The following is an 18,557-nucleotide window of genomic DNA, read 5'->3' as shown; positions in this document are numbered from 1 at the left end:
TATCATAACAGAACTAATGTTCGAAAAATAGTCAAATTGATTAAAAATTAAAAAAATCGAACCCTTAACGTATCATAAGACACGCCTGGTTCGACCTCACTTTCATCCCACATCTGAAGAAGTGGGCTTTCTCGTTCGGGAAATCTGTAATTATTCTATTTCAAATTCATCATGGTAATTGCAGAACCGATACTAAGGCAAGATACACACATTTTTATTAAATAAGTCACCCTTAAATTCATCAGCTTGTTCGGTAGGATTATATTTGACCTGGCACTGATTTTCCCTTTCGGAGAAACTATTCTTTTAATATAGACAGTTAATGTTCCATCATTAACTGTCATCTTTATTATACTATTATTTTCCTACTCTAACTATGTTCAGCGAAAATAAAGTAATAGGAAAAAACCTCTTCAAACCCGCATTCCTACGTTCTCAATGAAAATAATATTCTGCTTTTCTTCCTGCCTTTTCTCCTGATTTTTCTCACTCTTTTTCAGCTTTTGAGGTTCAGAGAGCCCCTCACACTTTTTATTCAAACGTTAATAGACCAAGGTTTTTTTAGGATTTTTCTTCTGATTTTTGTTTGGGTGTAAAGGACAGGAAAAAGGATGGGATTCCTGTTCCCACCCTTTTTATCCTGCTTTTTATTCACACCTTTATCCACACATTACCACAGGGTTAGCAAGACTTTATTTTGATTATGCTATGGGTTTGTTTTAGATGTCAGGATTTTATTTTTGCTCTACAATTTCAACTCTATCAACGCGACTGTCTCCACATGTGTTGTCTGCGGAAACATATCAACGGGTTGAATTTCGACCGTTTGATATCCCCCATCTTCTAAAACTCTTAGGTCACGTGCTAAGGTGGCTGGATTACATGAGACATAAACTACTTTTTTCGGTTTCATGCTAAGAATTGTTTGTAGTAGTTTTTCATCGCAACCTTTACGTGGCGGATCGACGACAAGTATATCGGCCTGCACGCCTTTTTCGTACCAGTCGGGAATCACGGTTTCTGCTTCACCAACAGCAAATTCCACATTTGTTATCCCATTCAAATCTGCGTTTCTCTTAGCATCTTCAATCGCTTCAGGTACAATTTCGACTCCATATACTTTATGCGCCTTTTGTGCAAGAAAAAGGGATATCGTTCCAATTCCACAGTATGCATCAATTACCGTTTCCTTACCTGTCAAACTAGCATACTCCAGTGCCTTATCATACAATACCTTCGTTTGTTCAGGGTTTACTTGATAAAAGGATCGCGCTGAAATAGCAAAACGAATGTCACCAATGTAATCGTAAATCACTTCTTCGCCCCAAAGCACCTTCGTTTCATCGCCAAAAATGACATTTGTTTTTTTCGAATTGATGTTTTGTACGATCGATTTTACACCCGGAACAGTACCCACAATATCATCAATTATTTTCTGTTTATTTGAAAGCTCATTCGTACGGGTCACAAATACAACCATGACCTCACCACTTTTTAAACCATAACGCGCCATAATGTGCCGAAGATCACCCTTATGTTTCTTTTCATCATAGGCACGTACACCGTAACGATTACAAATTTCCTTTACCCTTTTGACCACATCATCGTTTTTTTCCTGTTGGATCAAACAGGCTTGCATATCAATAATTTGGTGGCTTCGTTGCTGATAAAAACCACCGATCAGACCACCTTCATGTTCACCAATCGGAACTTGAGCTTTATTACGATAACGCCATGGATCTTTCATTCCTAATACCGGGTGAACCTTGACATCACCTAGCTTTCCAATCCGTTGTAGTACGTCTTTAACTTGTTTTCCTTTCGCCATCAATTGACCTTCATAGCTCATATGTTGAAGCTGACACCCACCACATTCCCTATAGATTGGGCAAGGTGCCTCAACCCGATAGGGGCTAGCTTCAGTTATTTCCATAAGGCGACCAAAGCCATAGCCTTTATTCGCTTTAATCACTTTAATTTTTGCCTTTTCACCGGGCAATCCATTTGGTACAAACAGCGGATAACCATCCACCTTCGCAACCCCTGCCCCGTCATGTGTTAAATCTTCAAAAACTACATCTATATACTCATTCTTCTGAACAGGCAATGTTTTATTCATCGACTTCTTCCTTTACAAATAAATTCCGAGCCTCTCTCGACTAGAAAAATTGTATCACAAATACAGATTAATGACGAAACCCTATTCCCTTTCCATTTTTCTGGATGGTGCCTGACACTTAAAAAACCAGAGATTTTTATCACTTTTATTCGTAAAAAATAGTTTTGACATATTTGTGAATATATTCACCATAGAAAATCAAATTTAATTCCCCACTGTTTGTGACTAAATTTGGAACTTCCTACCAACTATATTGAAAATAATTATTGAGGAACTTGATTTAGTAGGAGTATTTGCTGGGTGTTCAAATGCTGAAAAATCATCAGCAGAGGATACTCCAAAAGAAACAACAACAGAAGATACCGCAACAGAATCTACAGGAGAACTTAAAATAGGAAGAGTTAACTCTGCTCCTCACGGTGATAAGTCTTTCGCAGTCACAGTAGTAGCAATGGACGGCGATAAAATTGCAGTTGCTTCTATTGATGAATTCCAATTTTTAAGCACAGAAGAAGCTGGTGTCATAGGTGTTCCAAATTCTGATGGCGCTTTTGCTGAGAATTTTGTAGATCCTAAAGTTGTTTTAGCTTCTAAAGTAGACAGCACTGAATATTATAGTGCACATATGGTAGAAGCAGCAGGTTCAACAGTTGCTATTCATGATAACTATGCTGCAATTGAAGAATATGTAACTGGTAAAACAATTGCTGAATTAGAAGAAGAACTTGGTAAATACACTACTGATGAAGACAAAGCAAAAATGATTGACGTTGTTAGTGGAGCTACATTAGCAGATACTCATGGATATGTTACTACCTTTGTTGAAGCTGCAAAATAATGGATTTATTTAGCGTGAAATGTCAACTCTTGTACACTATCATATGAATACAAATAAGTATTTACATGATAAAAGGACTAGACAATTGCCTAGTCCTTTTTTATGATTGTATCCAGTCTGTAGGACGGTCTTCTTCACGAATTTTATCAATTGGTACAAACACTTCAAGATGGCGATACAAATTGATAAATTCGCCTGGAAGCATACCACCGTATTCACCATCCAAGTTTAATTGCACCTTTTCATCTGTTAACACTTTGATTCGATTTGCCTTTGTATAAATTACTTTCGGGTCATTAATATGCTCCCCACGAAGGGCAAGAGTGGCAATCCGAATAAAGTCAGCAAGATTTGTTTTTTTCAAAATAAACAAGGAAAACATTCCATCATTAATCGATGAATTAGGCGCCAGCTTTTCGAACCCACCAACAGAATTCGTTAATCCAGCTAGAAAAAGCATCACTTCTCCCTCAAATAGCTTCCCATCATATTCAATGCTTACTTCTACTGCCTTGATCGATGGAAGCATTTCAATTCCTTTTAAATAGTAAGCTAGTTGTCCAATCATCGTTTTCAATTTACTAGGGACATCATAAGTAAGCTCTGTTAAGCGACCACCACCGGCGATATTAATGAAGTATTTATCATTCATACGACCAATATCAACCGGAATTCTGTCTCCTTTAGCAATCATATCCGTTGCTGCCAATATATCACGTGGGATGTGCAACGCCCTGGCAAAATCATTCGTCGTTCCGACAGGGATCACCCCTAACTTTGGCCGATACTCCTGCTCAGCCAACCCGTTCACAACCTCGTTAATCGTTCCATCTCCACCAGCAGCTACCACAACATCATAGCGACGCTCAACTGCCAATTTCGCTGCCTCTATAGCATCCCCTTCACCTGTTGTCGCATGAGCAGATGTTTCATAGCCGGCATTTTCTAATATTTCCAAAACATCCGGTAAATGCTTCCTGATTGCTTCGCGCCCAGAAGTTGGATTATAAATAATTCTTGCTCTTTTCATATCCCATCATCCTAATATCATACTTATAAATTTAATTATAATTTATTTACTCGTTCTCACTTATTATCATATCTAAAAGGCAGAAACATATCAATTTTTATGATATTCTACACAGCTACAAAAAGACTAGAAAAGAGTATTGCTTTTTCAACTCTCATTTAAAAAGGGTTAACCTGCTAAATCATCTTTAATGTTTGATCAAAAACTATCAGGGTCGCTTCCCCTCTAAACACTACTACTTATTCGCCTATCTATAGGATGTTCCTATTCTATACAAATATGGTTACGACAGTCTAAAAAGAGTAGTATGGTTTTTGCTATATTTTAATTAGAAAATGTTCTCTCTATTGACTATATAAGTTTTAGTGGTGATAAACTTATTTTTCATAAAAAGGCGATTCTTTTTGAAAAAAGAAACCTTGAAATTAGCTTGTAAGTCCTTTCCTCGAGAAAGTATATATATGCTAAAAAAGAATATTGATCGACCAAGAAGGGAGCGGATGGGAACTTCAAAAATCGGATGAAAATTTCCATCACATCATCTTTCAAGCGAATCAGCGAAAGATGATGTGGAAATCCATTACTCAATTAGCTACACATTATAATCGACTAATGATGCTTTCCCAGATAGAACACAATTTTGCTGATCAGATTACCCATCATAAAAACATCATTTCAATTATCGAAAACAAGGAAAGTAATCAAACAGAAAGTATTCTCAAAACCATATTTTGGAACTGATAAAAAGTTGGAAAAACCTGTATAACAAAAATAGAAGTTATTTTGATGTTACAGAAAAGTTTCATATTCTAGTAGAGTAATAGAACACTGAACTTTTCATGTTTATCTAATGACACTATTAGAAAGACGTAAATAATACAAATGAAATCAAATATGTTTTCTTCAGTGGGAAGATAATCTAATTAATCCACTGTATTCACTTCGACCTGATAACTGTTCATGATTTGAAGATGATGACTTCCATTCCCCGTTTGAAAAGTAGCTTGCTTTATAGTCGTATCCTCTCTTGCTTCTTCATTGTTCTCCTCTTCTATAGTCCACTTTCCCCTATCTTCTTGGAAGTCTTGTACATCTTTTGCTGTTACCTTTACATCACTCTTATTCTCCATTTGAACAGAAAGATGTGCTACATGATTGACTGTCCAATTACTTAAGAGGATGCGAGGCTTTAGGTTGACTGAATTATCATTTCCTACTATTTCAATCTCGATATCATTTGGTACGAGAATAGTTGCTGAAAGAGTTACAAATGAATCAAAGGGTCCGGCTGTTTTGTTCGGTAAATCCTTTATATTCAAATACATTGTTTCACCTTTTTGTTGCACGGACACATAATCTCCAGCGTCCGAAATTAACTTTTCATTTTTTCCCGTTAACGCCCTGTATGTTCCAAACATCGTTACTTCTTTTTCTGTTATTCCTTCAATTGTAAGTGGATTACTACCTGTATTAACGACCAATCTCTTGACTTCACCTTTCACTTGATGTTCAAACACAGGAAGATCAATCGTTTGTTCTTCACGATTTAACCAATCATCTACTTTTTCTAGAATACCGGTTGAGCTAAAAAGAGAAAACCCAATCCCAACTGTTCCAATTACGCCAACAAAGAAGATACTAAGAAAGTCGTATGTCAAAAATGGCTTATCCTGTCGAGATAGGAATAAAAAGGCCAAAATTTCAACCCCAAGAACCACTAAGATTACTGGCCACCAAACAAGCAACACATTCGTCATTTCTAAACCAAATAATTGAGAAAATAAAAGAAAAAGACCAAGAAAAAGGAGCGATGCTCCCATTGAAAAAGTACCCACTCGCCAAGTTCTCATAGTAAAACCGCCTTTCGTTTTCGATCACGATTCAGGAGGGCTTCTCCGTTTCCTGAACCTTGTTTAGCTTTATTCATGATCTTCCTGCACCACCGTCTTTGTTCTTTTTCCTGCCAACAGCTTCAATCCCCCGCCAATTAAAAGCACACAAACAACAGCTGTTTGGAAGTAACGATCAAACCAATAGATTAAGTCAACTTGAATCAAGTTGTAGAGCATAGGTGAAACAATAGGAAGGAGGATATTGGTTGTCAAGTAATACAAACCAAGCAAGATAAGCCCAACCCCAAGCCATTTCTGATGATTAATTAAATAAGAAATAATCGGTGTATCTTCTAGCGGCTCATCTCCATATTTGGAAGCCTTTTGCATTCCATCAAAAAAGCTGTAGCACCAAACAATCGGGATTAAAAACAGAAAAATACCTAAGCGTAAAACATCTAAAATATAAATCGAAAAAAGAAATGCCGCCATTAATTGAATGCCTCTACGTTGTAACCCTAGATACAAATGTCCCGCTCCAGGAAAAATGGATAAGAATGTAGCAATTGCTTTACTTTTCTTTCCATCGTCCCTCCTCATTTCCAGATCCTCAAGGATTGTCCGGTCAACTAATTCCTCTCCCCGCTGTTTTCGATTCAATTGCCCAATCGCATCAAAAAATCCGTAAACCCAAATAGCCGGTAGTATCGCCCAAAACACTAAAAACTCACTTCGATGTGTGAGAACTGAAACAAATAAGACCATCACACCTAAACCAAGAAACGCGGTTAATAATGTTAGTCCCCTGTTCATTAACCCTAGATGAAAATGTCCTACACCTGGAATAAATGACAGTAAAATAGTCCGAAACCGTTCATACTCCAACTCATTTGTTGACATCGAATCAGATGCAAGAGATTCTTGTTTGTTATGAAAAAGTTTTGATGCCGTTATGGCTGTATCAACTAAATTGACAATATAGAGGAATACCCCTGCAAAAACAATGATCATTGCAGGATCCCCAATCCCGTTTGCAACCATTATAAAGGTAAGTGCGATGAGAAAGAATTCCCCGAACAAATAGACCAATCCTCTGAGGATTTTACCTAAGTAGAGTAACCCTCCACCTGGGAAAAATGCCAATAGAAAAGCAATAATTGGATTTCTCATTATTTTTCCTCCTTCTTATTTTTTTCCTCTAATAAATCCATCCAAGCAAAGGTTTTATCAACAAAACCTGCTGTCATTGACGTTTCTTTCTTCTGAAAATTAGGACTTTGTATGTTTTCAGCATATTGCGTCAGCGACTGGAAAACACCCGTTGTCATTAAAAGAATGGTCATGGCAGCTGCAATCGTATAATGGAATACGGCCGATTGATAGAACCGCTTTTTCTCACTCCTTTTTTCCTTTACACTCTTTACAGAAGAAAGCTGAACTTCTGAGACTTGAGTCATCACCACATCAGTAAATTGTGTATCATCTGTGATGAATGGTAATTCACTTTCCACCTCTGTTACCGCCTGAAGATAAAGGTCTAAACATTGGTCACAGCTATAAAGATGGTTTTCATACATTTCTTGTATCTCTTGACCCAACTCATTTTTCACGTATTTCATCCACTCTTCATAAGAATAATGCGTCATGAAAAATCGTCCTCCTTCCAATGTTTCTTCATCCAGTTACGGGCACGATAAAGCTTCGTCTCAATGGTCTTAACTTGAACATTCTGCTCCTTAGCCATTTGCTGATAGCTTTTTTCAGCGATATAAAAGTCGTAGATCACCTTCTGATAATTTTCCGGTAACTCATTCAACTTTTTACGAACAAGTTTCTGTCTTTCTGTATTTATGACTTCCGTTTCCACGCTTACACTTTGAGAATTCCTAAATTCATACTCTCCTGAATCCGTTACATCTTCTTGCCTTCGATCCCGTTTTCGCTTCATGTCGATCGCATGATTTACAGCAATCCTTGTTATCCATGTTTTAAAGCCTTGATTCTCATATTTAGGGAGAGAGGTATAGATCTTTAAAAACACTTCTTGTGCGGCATCTTCTGCTTCTTTTTGATCTCTTAATACAGCATAAATGATACGAAATAGATCATTGTGGTATTTTTCTACCAATAACCGAAAAGCGTGGTCATGTCCGCTCAATACTTTTTCAATAAGAACTTGGTCACGAATCCCTCTCTCCCCCTTTCTGCAAGCTTCCACCCTAATAGACGAAAGACTCTATGATAATCCCTACAGAAAAACACTTTATTTTTATTTTGTTATCTATGTTAAACAATCATCATGAACATAGCCATTTTGTTTAAAAAAGATTTCCAGATAAAGAGCCGATCATTCCCATGCTATGGAAAATTATTCCTAGTTAACAAGATTGACACTTTATCAGAAAAGGATCTAGCTATGGTTATGAAAAAATAGAGAGAAAATAGCACTGGAAGAGACAAAATTCCTTACAGCAGATCAACAACTAGAGTCTATACAAATTTCAAATGATCTTAATCAAACGTTTGATTAAGATCTATGTTCGATTCTTAAAGTTTAATAAAATATCTGATTAAGATCACTGTAAAAACTACTTCTAAATCTGTAATCTCTCTACTATAGTAAAAGAAGAGAAAAAGCATTTAAAAGGATGATTCTATGATATTACCCATTTTTATTTTTGCGTATATAATGGGTTCGATTCCAACTGCATTAATCGTTGGTCATATCTTCTTTGGTATTGATATTCGTGAACATGGAAGCTATAATCCAGGTGCAACGAATACACTTAGGGTACTTGGGAAGAAATCAGCAACCATTGTGTTATTAGTAGATGTAGGAAAAGGAGCTTTAGCTGCACTTTTACCTTTTATTTTCCAAATGGATGTACCCCCTCTTTATACTGGATTAGCTGCTGTCATCGGCCATTGTTTTCCCATTTTTGCTGGATTTAGAGGTGGAAAGGCCATTGCCACCACAGCAGGTGTATTATTCATAGCTAATATTTGGCTTTTTTTAATTGCTTATATTTGCTTTATTTTTGTTATTATTATCACGAAATACGTCTTCTTTGGTTCCCTTTCTGTTGGACTCGTTTTACTTCTCTATGCCCTTATGGAAGTCGGTTCGGAAAATGACCTTCTCTTTCTCATTTTCTTTCTGTTACTCCTATTCCTACATCGAACAAATATTTATAATTTCATCCATCATAAAGAGCCAAAAACAACAGATAAGAGTTTAGCCTATGATCGAATAAATCCAAAGAGAACATAAAAGGAGTCTGAAATTTCCAGACTCCCATTGTTATGAAGTATTGTATTTACTTGATCAAGAAAAGCTTTATTCTTTGGGCAATACAGAAAGAATACTTTCTGCCACAGTATGCCAGATTTCTTCATCCTGCTGATATCTAGCTCCTAATTGTTTGTACAGTTGAATTTGTTTTTCTTTAAACTCAGGACGTTCTTGATCAGGAAGCTGACTGCGTTCACGCATAACTAGCTCTTGTATCTTTTCAGCTCTAGGACCCCATACTGCTTTTTCCTCACCGTTTTGGTCCATAAAAATATAAATAGGAATGGACCTTGCTGTTCCATTTGTTAAATACTGATCCATTAGTTCAAGGTTTTGGTCACGTAATAAAAACCGGACTTCGATATTGGCTTCCTCAGCAATGGTTAACAGAATCGGATTATTTAACATCGCATCCCCACACCAATCTTCTGATAAAGCAATCACTTTTAATCCTTTATCTTTTACCCCTTCAAGTTGTTTCTTCTCTTGATTATTCAATGTAAATCCGTTATAGATTGTATCCATTCCGTCCTTATTCACTTTCATTCCAGACATATAATCTTCCTTTGTTAAGCCCTTTTCAAACCACTGTACTAATTCCATCCACTCGTCACTCCTGTTCATATTTTTTAAGAATCAGCATTGTCTCAAATAGATGTTACTCATGATGTTATTTACATCTTGCCGAAAGTTCGCTCCTTATTTCAAGTTTAAACACTTAAAATATCTTTATTTAAAGGGACAGCATTCGCAAACTTTTGTCTATTCCTATCTTTTCCCGGGAAATCTTGTCGATGACTTTGATGGTGTCAGGCACCAAAAAAAGACAAAGCCCCCCTATTTGTCATTCTGAGATGTACAATCTAAAATAAAAATGCTAGTAGAAAATTCTACTAGCACTTTTTAATATTATCGTTTCTTCAATTCTTCCATCAATAGCTTGTTCACCATTTGCGGATTTGCTTGTCCTTTGGAAGCTTTCATCACTTGACCCACAAGGGAACCAATTGCTTTTGCTTTTCCGTTTTTAAAATCTTCAACAGATTTTGGATTTGCATCAATCGCATCTGTTACCCATTTCAAAAGAGCGCCTTCGTCAGATACTTGTACAAGCCCTTTTTCTTTCACAATTTTCTCAGCGTCTCCACCATTTTCAATCAATTCTTTAAAGACTTGCTTTGCAATCTTAGAAGAGATCGTACCGTTTTCAATTAATTTGATCATGCCTGCAAGGCTCTGAGGTGTAAGAGCCACCTCTTCCAATTCCTTTTGCTCAGCTTTTATGAAGGCAGATACGTCTCCCATCAGCCAGTTTGATGCAAGCTTAGCATCTGCTCCCGCTTTTACAGTTGCTTCAAAGAAATCAGCCATTTCTTTCGTTACCGTTAAAACAGCTGCGTCGTATGTAGGTAAGCCTAATTCTTCGACATAGCGTTTTTTTCGTTCATCTGGTAACTCTGGAATTTCAGCACGAATCCGTGCTTTCCAATCCTCATCAATATACAAATCAGTTAAATCAGGCTCAGGGAAATAACGGTAATCATCAGATCCTTCTTTTACACGCATTAAGATCGTTGAATTACTTGTTTCATCAAAACGACGTGTTTCCTGTTCAATCACACCACCAGAACGTAGAACAGCAGCTTGTCTTATTTCTTCATGTTCAAGACCTTTACGAACAAAATTAAAAGAATTCAAGTTCTTTAACTCTGCCTTTGTTCCAAATTCCTCCTGACCTACTGGACGAAGAGAGATATTCGCATCACAACGAAGTGAGCCTTCTTCCATTTTACAATCAGACACACCTGTATATTGAATAATCGATTTTAGCTTTTCTAAATAGGCGTAAGCTTCATTCGGAGTTCGAATGTCCGGTTCAGATACGATTTCAATTAACGGGGTTCCTTGACGATTATAATCACATAACGAGTACCCGTATTCGTGATTTAGTTTTCCCGCATCTTCTTCTAAATGAATCCGAGTAATGCCAATTTTCTTCTTATATCCATCCACTTCAATTTCAATCCAGCCATGTTCACCAATTGGTTTATCAAACTGGGAAATTTGGTATGCTTTTGGATTATCAGGATAGAAGTAATTCTTACGATCAAATTTTGTATGTGTTGCTACTTCACAATTCAACGCCATACATGCTTTCATGCCATAATCTACTACTTTTTTATTTAAAACAGGTAACACACCGGGATAGCCAAGTTCAATGACCGACGTATTGGTATTAGGCTCTGCTCCAAATTTATTTGGGCTTGCTGAAAATATTTTCGAATCTGTTTTCAATTCCACATGGACCTCAAGTCCAATGACTGTTTCAAATTCCATCGTTCTCCCCCCTTACAGTGTAGGCTTTTGTTTATGATAATCTGTTGCTTGTTCAAATGCATGTGCAACGCGGTAAACAGTACTTTCATCAAAATGCTTTCCGATAATTTGTAATCCTAACGGTAATCCATTTGCATATCCACAAGGAATAGAAATTCCCGGAACACCTGCAAGGTTCACTGGAATAGTCAAAATATCGTTTGCATACATCGTTAACGGATCTGAAGTATTTTCACCTATTTTAAAAGCTGGTGTTGGTGTTGTTGGTCCAATAATGACATCATAGTTTTCAAATATATCTTCAAAATCCTTTTTAATAAGTGTACGTGCTTTTTGTGCCTTTTTATAATAAGCATCGTAGTACCCTGAGCTCAAAGCAAAGGTTCCAAGCATAATCCGACGTTTTACTTCATCACCAAAGCCTTCAGCCCTTGTATTCTTATACAAATCAATTAAACTATCTGAGTTTGGAGAACGATAACCATACCGGACACCATCAAAACGAGATAAGTTTGCTGAAGCCTCTGAAGAAGACAATAAATAGTAGGCAGGTAAAGCATACTTAGAATGTGGTAATGAGACTTCTTCCCAAACAGCCCCAAGACCTTCCAATACTTTTAATGAAGCTAAAACAGATTGACGTGCTTCTTCTCCAATGCCTTTTCCTAAGTATTCTTTGGGAACCGCGATCTTTAATCCTTTAATGTCACCTGTCAAAGCTCCTACAAAGTGTGGTACTTCCACATTAGCTGAAGTGGAATCCATTGGATCCAATCCAGAAATGGCTTGTAATAAGTAGGCATTATCTTCTACTGTCCTTGTAATCGGTCCAATTTGGTCAAACGAAGAGGCAAAAGCCACTAATCCATAACGAGATACTCGTCCATAGGTTGGTTTTAAGCCAACAACCCCACAAAAAGAAGCCGGTTGTCTAATGGAGCCACCTGTATCAGATCCTAATGAAAAAGGTACCTCTCCGGCTGCAACAGATGCTGCTGAGCCACCTGAAGAACCACCTGGAACTCTCTCTAAGTTCCATGGGTTACGTGTTTTTTGAAAGTATGAATTCTCATTGGAAGAACCCATTGCAAACTCGTCCATATTTAATTTACCAATCGTAATGGTCTCTGCTTTATGTAAGTGGTCTACTACGGTTGCATTATAAATGGGATCAAAGTTTTCAAGTATTTTACTCGCACAAGTCGTACGCAAATCTTTCGTGACGATGTTATCCTTTACACCAATCGGCATGCCAAAAAGCAGACCTTTGGATTCGTCTGTTCCAAGCTTCTCATCTAAATTCTTTGCGGCTGCCCGTGCTTTTTCCTCATCTAACGTTAAAAATGCCTGTACCTTGTCATCTACCGCTTGAATTCGTTTATACGATTCATCGACAAGATCAGACACTGTGATTTCCTTTTTATGTAACAGTTCATGTAGATCTGAAACTTTATGATCAAACAAACTCACTATGTCTCTCCTCCTTAGTCAATAATAGATGGGACTCTAATTTGTCCATTTTCATGCTCTGGGGCATTCTTTAACACTTCTTCAATTGGTAATCCAGCTTGCGCTATATCTTCACGCATTACATTTTTTATATCTAATACATGCGAAGTAGGCTCGACATTGTCAGTATCCAGTTCATTCAACTGTTCAGCAAAGCCAATGATCGCATCTAATTGATTGGTAAACATTTTAGCCTCTTCTTCTGTTATAGCAAGTCTAGCTAGATTTGCCACATGCTTTACTTCATCGATCGTAATTCTCGTCAATTCAGGTCACCTCCAAAGTATTCGAACATAACACAATAATATTGATCATATCAAATTTTAAAACGCTAAACAAGATTTTCAGGCATCGGTCATACTCAGTGCCTGATACTTTTTTAGCGTTACCTTTTCGTTACGGAATTAATTTTTTCAAAAAAGAAAATAGGCCTTTACTTTCTTCCTTCTGTTCGGGAGCCTTTGGCACTTTTGTTACGTAAATATTTTCTCTATCAACAGCATCACTATGAGCAAGAATAAGACCAACTTTCGTATTGTATTCCTTATTTGTTACAATTGTATATTCAATCTTATATTGATTGGCCTTTTTTATATATTTCGATAAATAACGGTAATCAATATGTCCGTTTAAAAACAACTGAGTCTGTGGATACTCTTTCATCTTTTCTTCGATTTCAAGATAAGTCTCTTTTTCCATTACTTGTCCTTGAGTTAGCGCCACTTCAATCCGCTCTCTAAGCGTACCTAGAAACTTTCTTCTTTCATCCGGATTGGTTACCTTTGGGCCATGAATCCCTTGTTGAAGATAATCGTCTACTTTTGATTTGGACAATAATGACACCCCCCCCCTTCATTTATCATACTATATGTATGTATTTTTGTCTTAACAGGTGAATAATGTAAGCATTTCCATATGCTTTAAAAATAATCTTCATTACTCCATTTTTTTAACATTGGCTCTGTTAGCGAACTCTGTTGATAGACCAGATTTTTGACTCATCTGTGTGAGATGTACATTTTATTTACACAGATTTCAGCTACCCTGAATGGTTTAATAGAGCCAAAAATCAAATAGATCCCCTCATTATTTCAATGAGGGGATCTATTTAGTAAAAGATATCAACATCCAATTCTAAGAATTATTTAGACTGAAATTGCTCTGCTTCAGTTGATCCTTTTAGTGCTGTTGTAGAAGAGTCTCCACCTGTTACGACCATTGAAACTTGATCAAAATAACCTGTTCCTACTTCTCTTTGATGTCTAGTTGCTGTATAACCATATTTCTCACTATTAAATTCTGATTGTTGTAGCTCAGAATATGCTGCCATCCCTTCCTCTTTATAGCCACGTGCTAATTCAAACATGCTATAGTTTAAGGCATGGAAACCAGCTAATGTAACAAATTGGAATTTATAGCCCATTTTCGCAAGCTCTTCTTGAAAATTAGCGATTGTTTTTTGGTCAAGCTTTTGTCTCCAATTAAAAGAAGGAGAACAGTTATAAGCTAACATCTTACCAGGGAATTTCTCATGAATCGCATTTGCAAAACGTTGCGCTTCTTCAAGGTTCGGTTCAGATGTTTCACACCAAATTAAATCGGCATAAGGTGCATACGCAAGGCCTCGAGCAATCGCTTGATCAAGTCCAGCCCGCGTACGGAAGAATCCTTCTGAAGTTCGCTCTCCAGTAATAAACGGAGCATCATATGGGTCCACATCACTTGTAATCAAATCTGCTGCATTAGCATCTGTTCGTGCAACTAAAATGGTCGGGGTACCCATTACATCGGCCGCCAGGCGAGCCGCAATTAAATTACGTACAGCCGTTTGAGTTGGTAGTAGAACCTTTCCACCAAGATGACCACATTTTTTCTCGGATGACAGTTGATCTTCAAAGTGAACGCCTGAAGCACCTGCTTCAATCATGCTTTTCATTAATTCAAAAACATTTAACTGACCACCAAAACCCGCTTCTGCATCTGCCATGATCGGTGCAAACCAATCAATCGATTCATCACCTTCAATATGATGAATTTGATCCGCCCGTTGTAAGGCCTGATTAATACGTTTAACCACATTAGGAACACTGTTAACTGGATATAGACTTTGATCCGGATACATTTGACCAGCAAGATTCGCGTCAGCAGCAACCTGCCAACCGCTTAAATAAATAGCCTTAAGACCTGCTTTTACCTGTTGAACGGCTTGATTACCTGTTAATGCACCAAGTGCGTGGACATAATTTTCCTCATTCATTAAATTCCATAGCTTTTCTGCCCCTTTACGAGCAAGGGTGTGTTCGATATCAATCGAACCTCTTAGTTTAATCACTTCCTCTGCAGAATAAGGTCTAGTAATTCCCATCCAACGTTTGTCATTATTCCAGCTCTCTTTTAATTGTTGGATTCTATCGTTTACCATATAAATCCATCTCCCTTGTTCGTATTTAATACAACCATTATTTATTCATACTTAGGAAAAACGAGTTCTATTCATCCTATTAGGCTAATACACAACTCTCTATTTTTCACAAATTATTAATCTAATAAAAAGACCTTTTCAGCTAACATTTCGCTCCTATCAGACAATTAATAACGAACATATCTGTTTTTATAATTTTTCATAGCCTGGTAATGTTAGAAATTCAACAAAGTCATCTTGTAAAATAAGTTGATCAAATAATTGAGTAGCTTCGGAAAAACGACCGTTCTGATAATTCTCTTCCCCTAGTTCGTTCTTGATCTTCTCTAATTCTTCCATTTTGAGTCTTTCATACATCTCGCTGGTTACTTTTCTTCCATCATCTAATACCCCTTTAGGGTGACGAATCCATTGCCAAAGCTGAGCTCGACTGATCTCTGCCGTTGCAGCATCTTCCATTAAGTTGTGAAGTGGTGCTGCGCCTCTTCCGCATAACCATGAAGCGACATATTGAATACCCACATTAATGTTCATTCGGACGCCAGCTTCTGTAATCGTTCCCTTTGGTACGGCTAACAAGTGCTCCGGCTTTACACGAATAGTTCGTTGCTTTGATGAATGAATTTGATTCGCTTCAGGCATTTCCCGATTAAATACTTCCATTGCTACTGGAACTAAGCCAGGATGCGCTACCCATGTTCCATCATGTCCATCACGTGCTTCCCGCTCTTTATCGGCACGGACTTTAGCAAAAGCCTCTTCATTAGCCTGAGGATTCCCACGAACCGGGATTTGAGCAGCCATTCCGCCAATAGCTGGTGCATTTCTCCGATGACAAGTTTGGATCGTTAGCAATGAATAGGACCTCATAAATGGAACGGTCATCGTTACTTGGGAACGATCAGGCAAAATCACATCTTCCTGATTACGTAGTTTTTTTAAATAGCTGAAAATATAATCCCATCTGCCACAATTCAACCCTGCCGAATGTTCCTTTAGTTCATATAGTATTTCGTTCATTTCAAATGCCGCCAGAATAGTCTCAATTAATACTGTGGCTTTAATCGTTCCTTTAGGAATTTCAAGATATTTTTGCGAAAAGATAAATACTTCATTCCAAAGTCTTGCTTCAAGGTGATTTTCAATCTTTGGTAAATAAAAGTATGGACCTGTTCCTTGAGCCAATAGTTGACGAGTGTTATGAAAAAAGTACAATCCAAAATCAAGTAAACCTGCAGAAATAGGACGACCGTCTAGTAAAATATATTTCTCTTCTAAATGAAGCCCCCTCGGTCGAACAAGCAATACAGCTGTTTCATCGTTTAATTTATATTCTTTTCCGTCCGGATTTTTATAGGAAATCGTTTGGTTAACCGCATCTCTTAAATTCAGTTGTCCTTCAATAATGTTATTCCATGTTGGAGATGTAGCATCCTCACAATCAGCCATAAATACCTTTGCACCCGAATTAAGAGCGTTTATAATCATCTTTCTGTCAGTCGGTCCAGTAATTTCTACACGGCGATCTTGAAGATCTTTTGGAAGCGGCCAAATGGTCCAGTCTTCTTTACGTATACGTTCCGTTTCAGACAAAAAAGTTGGAAGTTTTCCCTGATCAATCTCTTTTTGTTTTATTTGTCTTTTTGCTAACAATTCTTTTCGTTGAGTTCCAAATCTCTTTTCTAACTGCTCTATAAAGCTTAACGCCTCTGGAGATAAGATTTTCTCATAGCCTGGTAATAATTCGCCAACAATTTGAATACCTGTAGTTTGTGTGGACATATTTACCTCATCACCCCTTTTTGTTATAAAACAATTATATTTAACTATAGTCTATTATACAACAGTTTCTTTCGTAAGTTTACTAATTTATTAAAAAATTCAAAAATTTATTTCGACAAAGTTTCTAGAAATGCTATTAATCCACAAAAAAAAGAGGATATATGCTCGGATCTTGAACAATCTATCCTCTCCTCATTATAGCTATGCAGTTAGTTGCCACTTTATTTATAAATGTGGACAAAAGGTTCTTTTTGATCGATATCTTTTACAATGATTGCTTCAGATCCCATAACAGAAGAGATATTGACTTGAATGGAAATGTAATCCGGAAAGTGCTCCATTACTTTTCCTGTCACAAATTGAGTAAAGCCAATAGCTTCTGTTTTTCCATAAAATTGGATTGGAATATCAATATTTAATTCTTGAAGATGTCCTCCCGCATAAAATGCCCGTCCCACTACTCCATTAAAGTTGGGAAAATAGGCTTCTATATCTTGTTTAAAATTTGAAAATAAAGTAGCGTCATCTCGGTACTGCGTAGTCGCTTCTGATGATGGAAATAACATATAATTTTCATCAACAACCTTCCAATCCCCAAGATCAGCGCTTCCTTTACCCGCATTAGCATACGCAAAAAAGCTACCTGGAACAATAGATGTCCTACTTTCTTGCTCAAATAAAGCAATTGTAATCGGTATCTCTTTAAGGCCATCCATTGCTCGTAAACGCTTGATAATTTCTTCGGCTATTTTCTTTCCTTCTTTATCAAGCACGTCACGGTCAATTTTCGTTTGAAATGTGGCGCCATATTGAACCTTTTGATAGTAATATACAGAGTTCAAAGCAAGACCGATAACAAGTCCACCAAGACTTACTTTGCCATTATCTCCTTTGATTAAGTAATCATGTTCTAAAATATGAGCCAAATAAATCGGATTTTTCTCATAACGTTCAGCGATATCCCCTTGTTCATTATCCAGAGGATTCAAACCGATATTCTCTGATTCGTCGAGTCCCCTTGTTTCTAATTGCTCTGGAGTATACTGGCGATTCAACCATTGCCTAACCGTTGCACTCTTTAAATATTGTCCTTCCTGAAACAAGTACTTGTCCGGGTCAAATGTATTTTGAGCTATTCTCATTAATCCCGTCTCAAACTCCTGAAGATCATATTTTGAATATACATTGTTAACAACAAGTCCACGAGCTTCAGATTCTTTAAAAGGTAAAATAGTTCGGTAATATTCATCTGATATCTTATATTTAGGTATGATCGCCTTCTCACTTGAATCCTTCTGATCCTGTACAATCTCCTCCTGTTTTTGAAAATTCGGTGCACAGGCTGACAGCAATAAAACAGAAGCGAGGGCTATACTAAAGATTTTCCTCACGTGCT

General features: G+C 37.2%; 17 protein-coding genes. 3 read left to right on the top strand and 14 right to left on the bottom strand.

What is annotated here, in order from left to right:
• Positions 1 to 745 precede the first annotated feature (745 nt).
• The gene (rlmD, locus tag JMM81_RS19525) at positions 746 to 2,119 is read right to left on the bottom strand and encodes a 23S rRNA (uracil(1939)-C(5))-methyltransferase RlmD (protein WP_256243209.1); all 1,374 of its coding nucleotides are present in this window, start codon (positions 2,117 to 2,119) and stop codon (positions 746 to 748) included.
• A 253-nt stretch (positions 2,120 to 2,372) separates the two neighbouring features.
• On the opposite strand from rlmD, the gene JMM81_RS19520 reads away from it, so the two are divergent.
• Positions 2,373 to 2,957, top strand: coding sequence for a hypothetical protein (locus JMM81_RS19520; protein ID WP_256243208.1), 585 nt, complete (start codon positions 2,373 to 2,375; stop codon positions 2,955 to 2,957).
• A gap of 100 nt (positions 2,958 to 3,057) precedes the next feature.
• Here JMM81_RS19520 and JMM81_RS19515 read toward each other — a convergent pair whose 3' ends face one another.
• On the bottom strand, positions 3,058 to 3,987 hold the full coding sequence (locus tag JMM81_RS19515; protein ID WP_256243207.1) for a diacylglycerol kinase: 930 nt from the start codon (positions 3,985 to 3,987) through the stop codon (positions 3,058 to 3,060).
• Between the two features lie 477 nt (positions 3,988 to 4,464).
• On the opposite strand from JMM81_RS19515, the gene JMM81_RS23175 reads away from it, so the two are divergent.
• Positions 4,465 to 4,728 carry an FCD domain-containing protein gene (locus JMM81_RS23175; RefSeq protein WP_375162419.1) on the top strand — a complete coding sequence of 88 codons (264 nt, stop codon included), beginning with the start codon at positions 4,465 to 4,467 and terminating at the stop codon, positions 4,726 to 4,728.
• 182 nt (positions 4,729 to 4,910) lie between these two features.
• On the opposite strand, the gene JMM81_RS19510 is transcribed toward JMM81_RS23175, so the two are convergent.
• From JMM81_RS19510 to JMM81_RS19495, 4 genes are all read right to left on the bottom strand, one after another.
• A complete protein-coding gene (locus JMM81_RS19510) occupies positions 4,911 to 5,837 on the bottom strand; it encodes a hypothetical protein (protein WP_256243206.1) in 927 nt (308 codons plus the stop codon).
• Positions 5,838 to 5,906: 69 nt separating this feature from the next.
• Complete coding sequence (locus tag JMM81_RS19505; RefSeq protein WP_305367856.1) at positions 5,907 to 6,989, bottom strand: hypothetical protein; 1,083 nt, start codon at positions 6,987 to 6,989, stop codon at positions 5,907 to 5,909.
• Positions 6,989 to 7,465 (bottom strand): hypothetical protein, encoded by a 477-nt coding sequence (locus JMM81_RS19500; RefSeq protein ID WP_256243205.1) that lies wholly within the window; start codon positions 7,463 to 7,465, stop codon positions 6,989 to 6,991. Before JMM81_RS19500 ends, JMM81_RS19505 begins: the two co-directional genes overlap by 1 nt.
• A complete protein-coding gene (locus tag JMM81_RS19495) occupies positions 7,462 to 8,037 on the bottom strand; it encodes an RNA polymerase sigma factor (protein ID WP_256243204.1) in 576 nt (191 codons plus the stop codon). Before JMM81_RS19495 ends, JMM81_RS19500 begins: the two co-directional genes overlap by 4 nt.
• A gap of 438 nt (positions 8,038 to 8,475) precedes the next feature.
• Between JMM81_RS19495 and plsY the strand changes: the two genes are divergently transcribed.
• The gene (plsY, locus tag JMM81_RS19490; RefSeq protein ID WP_256243203.1) at positions 8,476 to 9,090 is read left to right on the top strand and encodes a glycerol-3-phosphate 1-O-acyltransferase PlsY; all 615 of its coding nucleotides are present in this window, start codon (positions 8,476 to 8,478) and stop codon (positions 9,088 to 9,090) included.
• 66 nt (positions 9,091 to 9,156) lie between these two features.
• Here the strand turns inward: plsY and JMM81_RS19485 are convergent, their stop codons facing one another.
• From JMM81_RS19485 to JMM81_RS19450, 8 genes are all read right to left on the bottom strand, one after another.
• On the bottom strand, positions 9,157 to 9,714 hold the full coding sequence (locus JMM81_RS19485) for a thioredoxin family protein (protein ID WP_256243202.1): 558 nt from the start codon (positions 9,712 to 9,714) through the stop codon (positions 9,157 to 9,159).
• A gap of 306 nt (positions 9,715 to 10,020) precedes the next feature.
• Positions 10,021 to 11,448 (bottom strand): Asp-tRNA(Asn)/Glu-tRNA(Gln) amidotransferase subunit GatB, encoded by a 1,428-nt coding sequence (gene gatB / locus JMM81_RS19480; RefSeq protein ID WP_256243201.1) that lies wholly within the window; start codon positions 11,446 to 11,448, stop codon positions 10,021 to 10,023.
• Between the two features lie 12 nt (positions 11,449 to 11,460).
• Positions 11,461 to 12,918 (bottom strand): Asp-tRNA(Asn)/Glu-tRNA(Gln) amidotransferase subunit GatA, encoded by a 1,458-nt coding sequence (gatA, locus tag JMM81_RS19475; protein ID WP_256243200.1) that lies wholly within the window; start codon positions 12,916 to 12,918, stop codon positions 11,461 to 11,463.
• 14 nt (positions 12,919 to 12,932) lie between these two features.
• Positions 12,933 to 13,223: an Asp-tRNA(Asn)/Glu-tRNA(Gln) amidotransferase subunit GatC gene (gene gatC / locus JMM81_RS19470; RefSeq protein WP_256243199.1), complete on the bottom strand. Its 291-nt coding sequence runs from the start codon at positions 13,221 to 13,223 to the stop codon at positions 12,933 to 12,935.
• Positions 13,224 to 13,353: 130 nt separating this feature from the next.
• The gene (locus JMM81_RS19465) at positions 13,354 to 13,791 is read right to left on the bottom strand and encodes a YueI family protein (protein ID WP_256243198.1); all 438 of its coding nucleotides are present in this window, start codon (positions 13,789 to 13,791) and stop codon (positions 13,354 to 13,356) included.
• Positions 13,792 to 14,098: 307 nt separating this feature from the next.
• Complete coding sequence (aceA, locus tag JMM81_RS19460; RefSeq protein ID WP_256243197.1) at positions 14,099 to 15,379, bottom strand: isocitrate lyase; 1,281 nt, start codon at positions 15,377 to 15,379, stop codon at positions 14,099 to 14,101.
• Between the two features lie 189 nt (positions 15,380 to 15,568).
• Positions 15,569 to 17,161 (bottom strand): malate synthase A, encoded by a 1,593-nt coding sequence (gene aceB, locus JMM81_RS19455; protein WP_256243196.1) that lies wholly within the window; start codon positions 17,159 to 17,161, stop codon positions 15,569 to 15,571.
• A gap of 221 nt (positions 17,162 to 17,382) precedes the next feature.
• Positions 17,383 to 18,552 (bottom strand): CamS family sex pheromone protein, encoded by a 1,170-nt coding sequence (locus JMM81_RS19450; RefSeq protein WP_256243195.1) that lies wholly within the window; start codon positions 18,550 to 18,552, stop codon positions 17,383 to 17,385.
• Between the last annotated feature and the right edge of the window lie 5 nt (positions 18,553 to 18,557).

The sequence above is a fragment of the Bacillus sp. V3B genome (assembly GCF_024494465.1).
In the GTDB taxonomy this organism is placed as follows: Bacteria; Bacillota; Bacilli; order Bacillales; family Cytobacillaceae; genus Bacillus_BD.
The sequence above is the reverse complement of the archived record's forward strand: the minus strand, read 5'-3'. Positions and strand labels throughout refer to the sequence as shown.

Coding starts and splice junctions, on each gene's coding strand:
- JMM81_RS19510 (WP_256243206.1), bottom strand. CDS start 5,837: ATGAGAACTTGGCGAGTGGGTACTTTTTCAATGGGAGCATCGCTCCTT.
- plsY (WP_256243203.1), top strand. CDS start 8,476: ATGATATTACCCATTTTTATTTTTGCGTATATAATGGGTTCGATTCCA.
- gatB (WP_256243201.1), bottom strand. CDS start 11,448: ATGGAATTTGAAACAGTCATTGGACTTGAGGTCCATGTGGAATTGAAA.
- rlmD (WP_256243209.1), bottom strand. CDS start 2,119: ATGAATAAAACATTGCCTGTTCAGAAGAATGAGTATATAGATGTAGTT.
- JMM81_RS19515 (WP_256243207.1), bottom strand. CDS start 3,987: ATGAAAAGAGCAAGAATTATTTATAATCCAACTTCTGGGCGCGAAGCA.
- JMM81_RS19485 (WP_256243202.1), bottom strand. CDS start 9,714: ATGGAATTAGTACAGTGGTTTGAAAAGGGCTTAACAAAGGAAGATTAT.
- JMM81_RS19505 (WP_305367856.1), bottom strand. CDS start 6,989: ATGAGAAATCCAATTATTGCTTTTCTATTGGCATTTTTCCCAGGTGGA.
- JMM81_RS19500 (WP_256243205.1), bottom strand. CDS start 7,465: ATGACGCATTATTCTTATGAAGAGTGGATGAAATACGTGAAAAATGAG.
- aceB (WP_256243196.1), bottom strand. CDS start 17,161: ATGTCCACACAAACTACAGGTATTCAAATTGTTGGCGAATTATTACCA.
- aceA (WP_256243197.1), bottom strand. CDS start 15,379: ATGGTAAACGATAGAATCCAACAATTAAAAGAGAGCTGGAATAATGAC.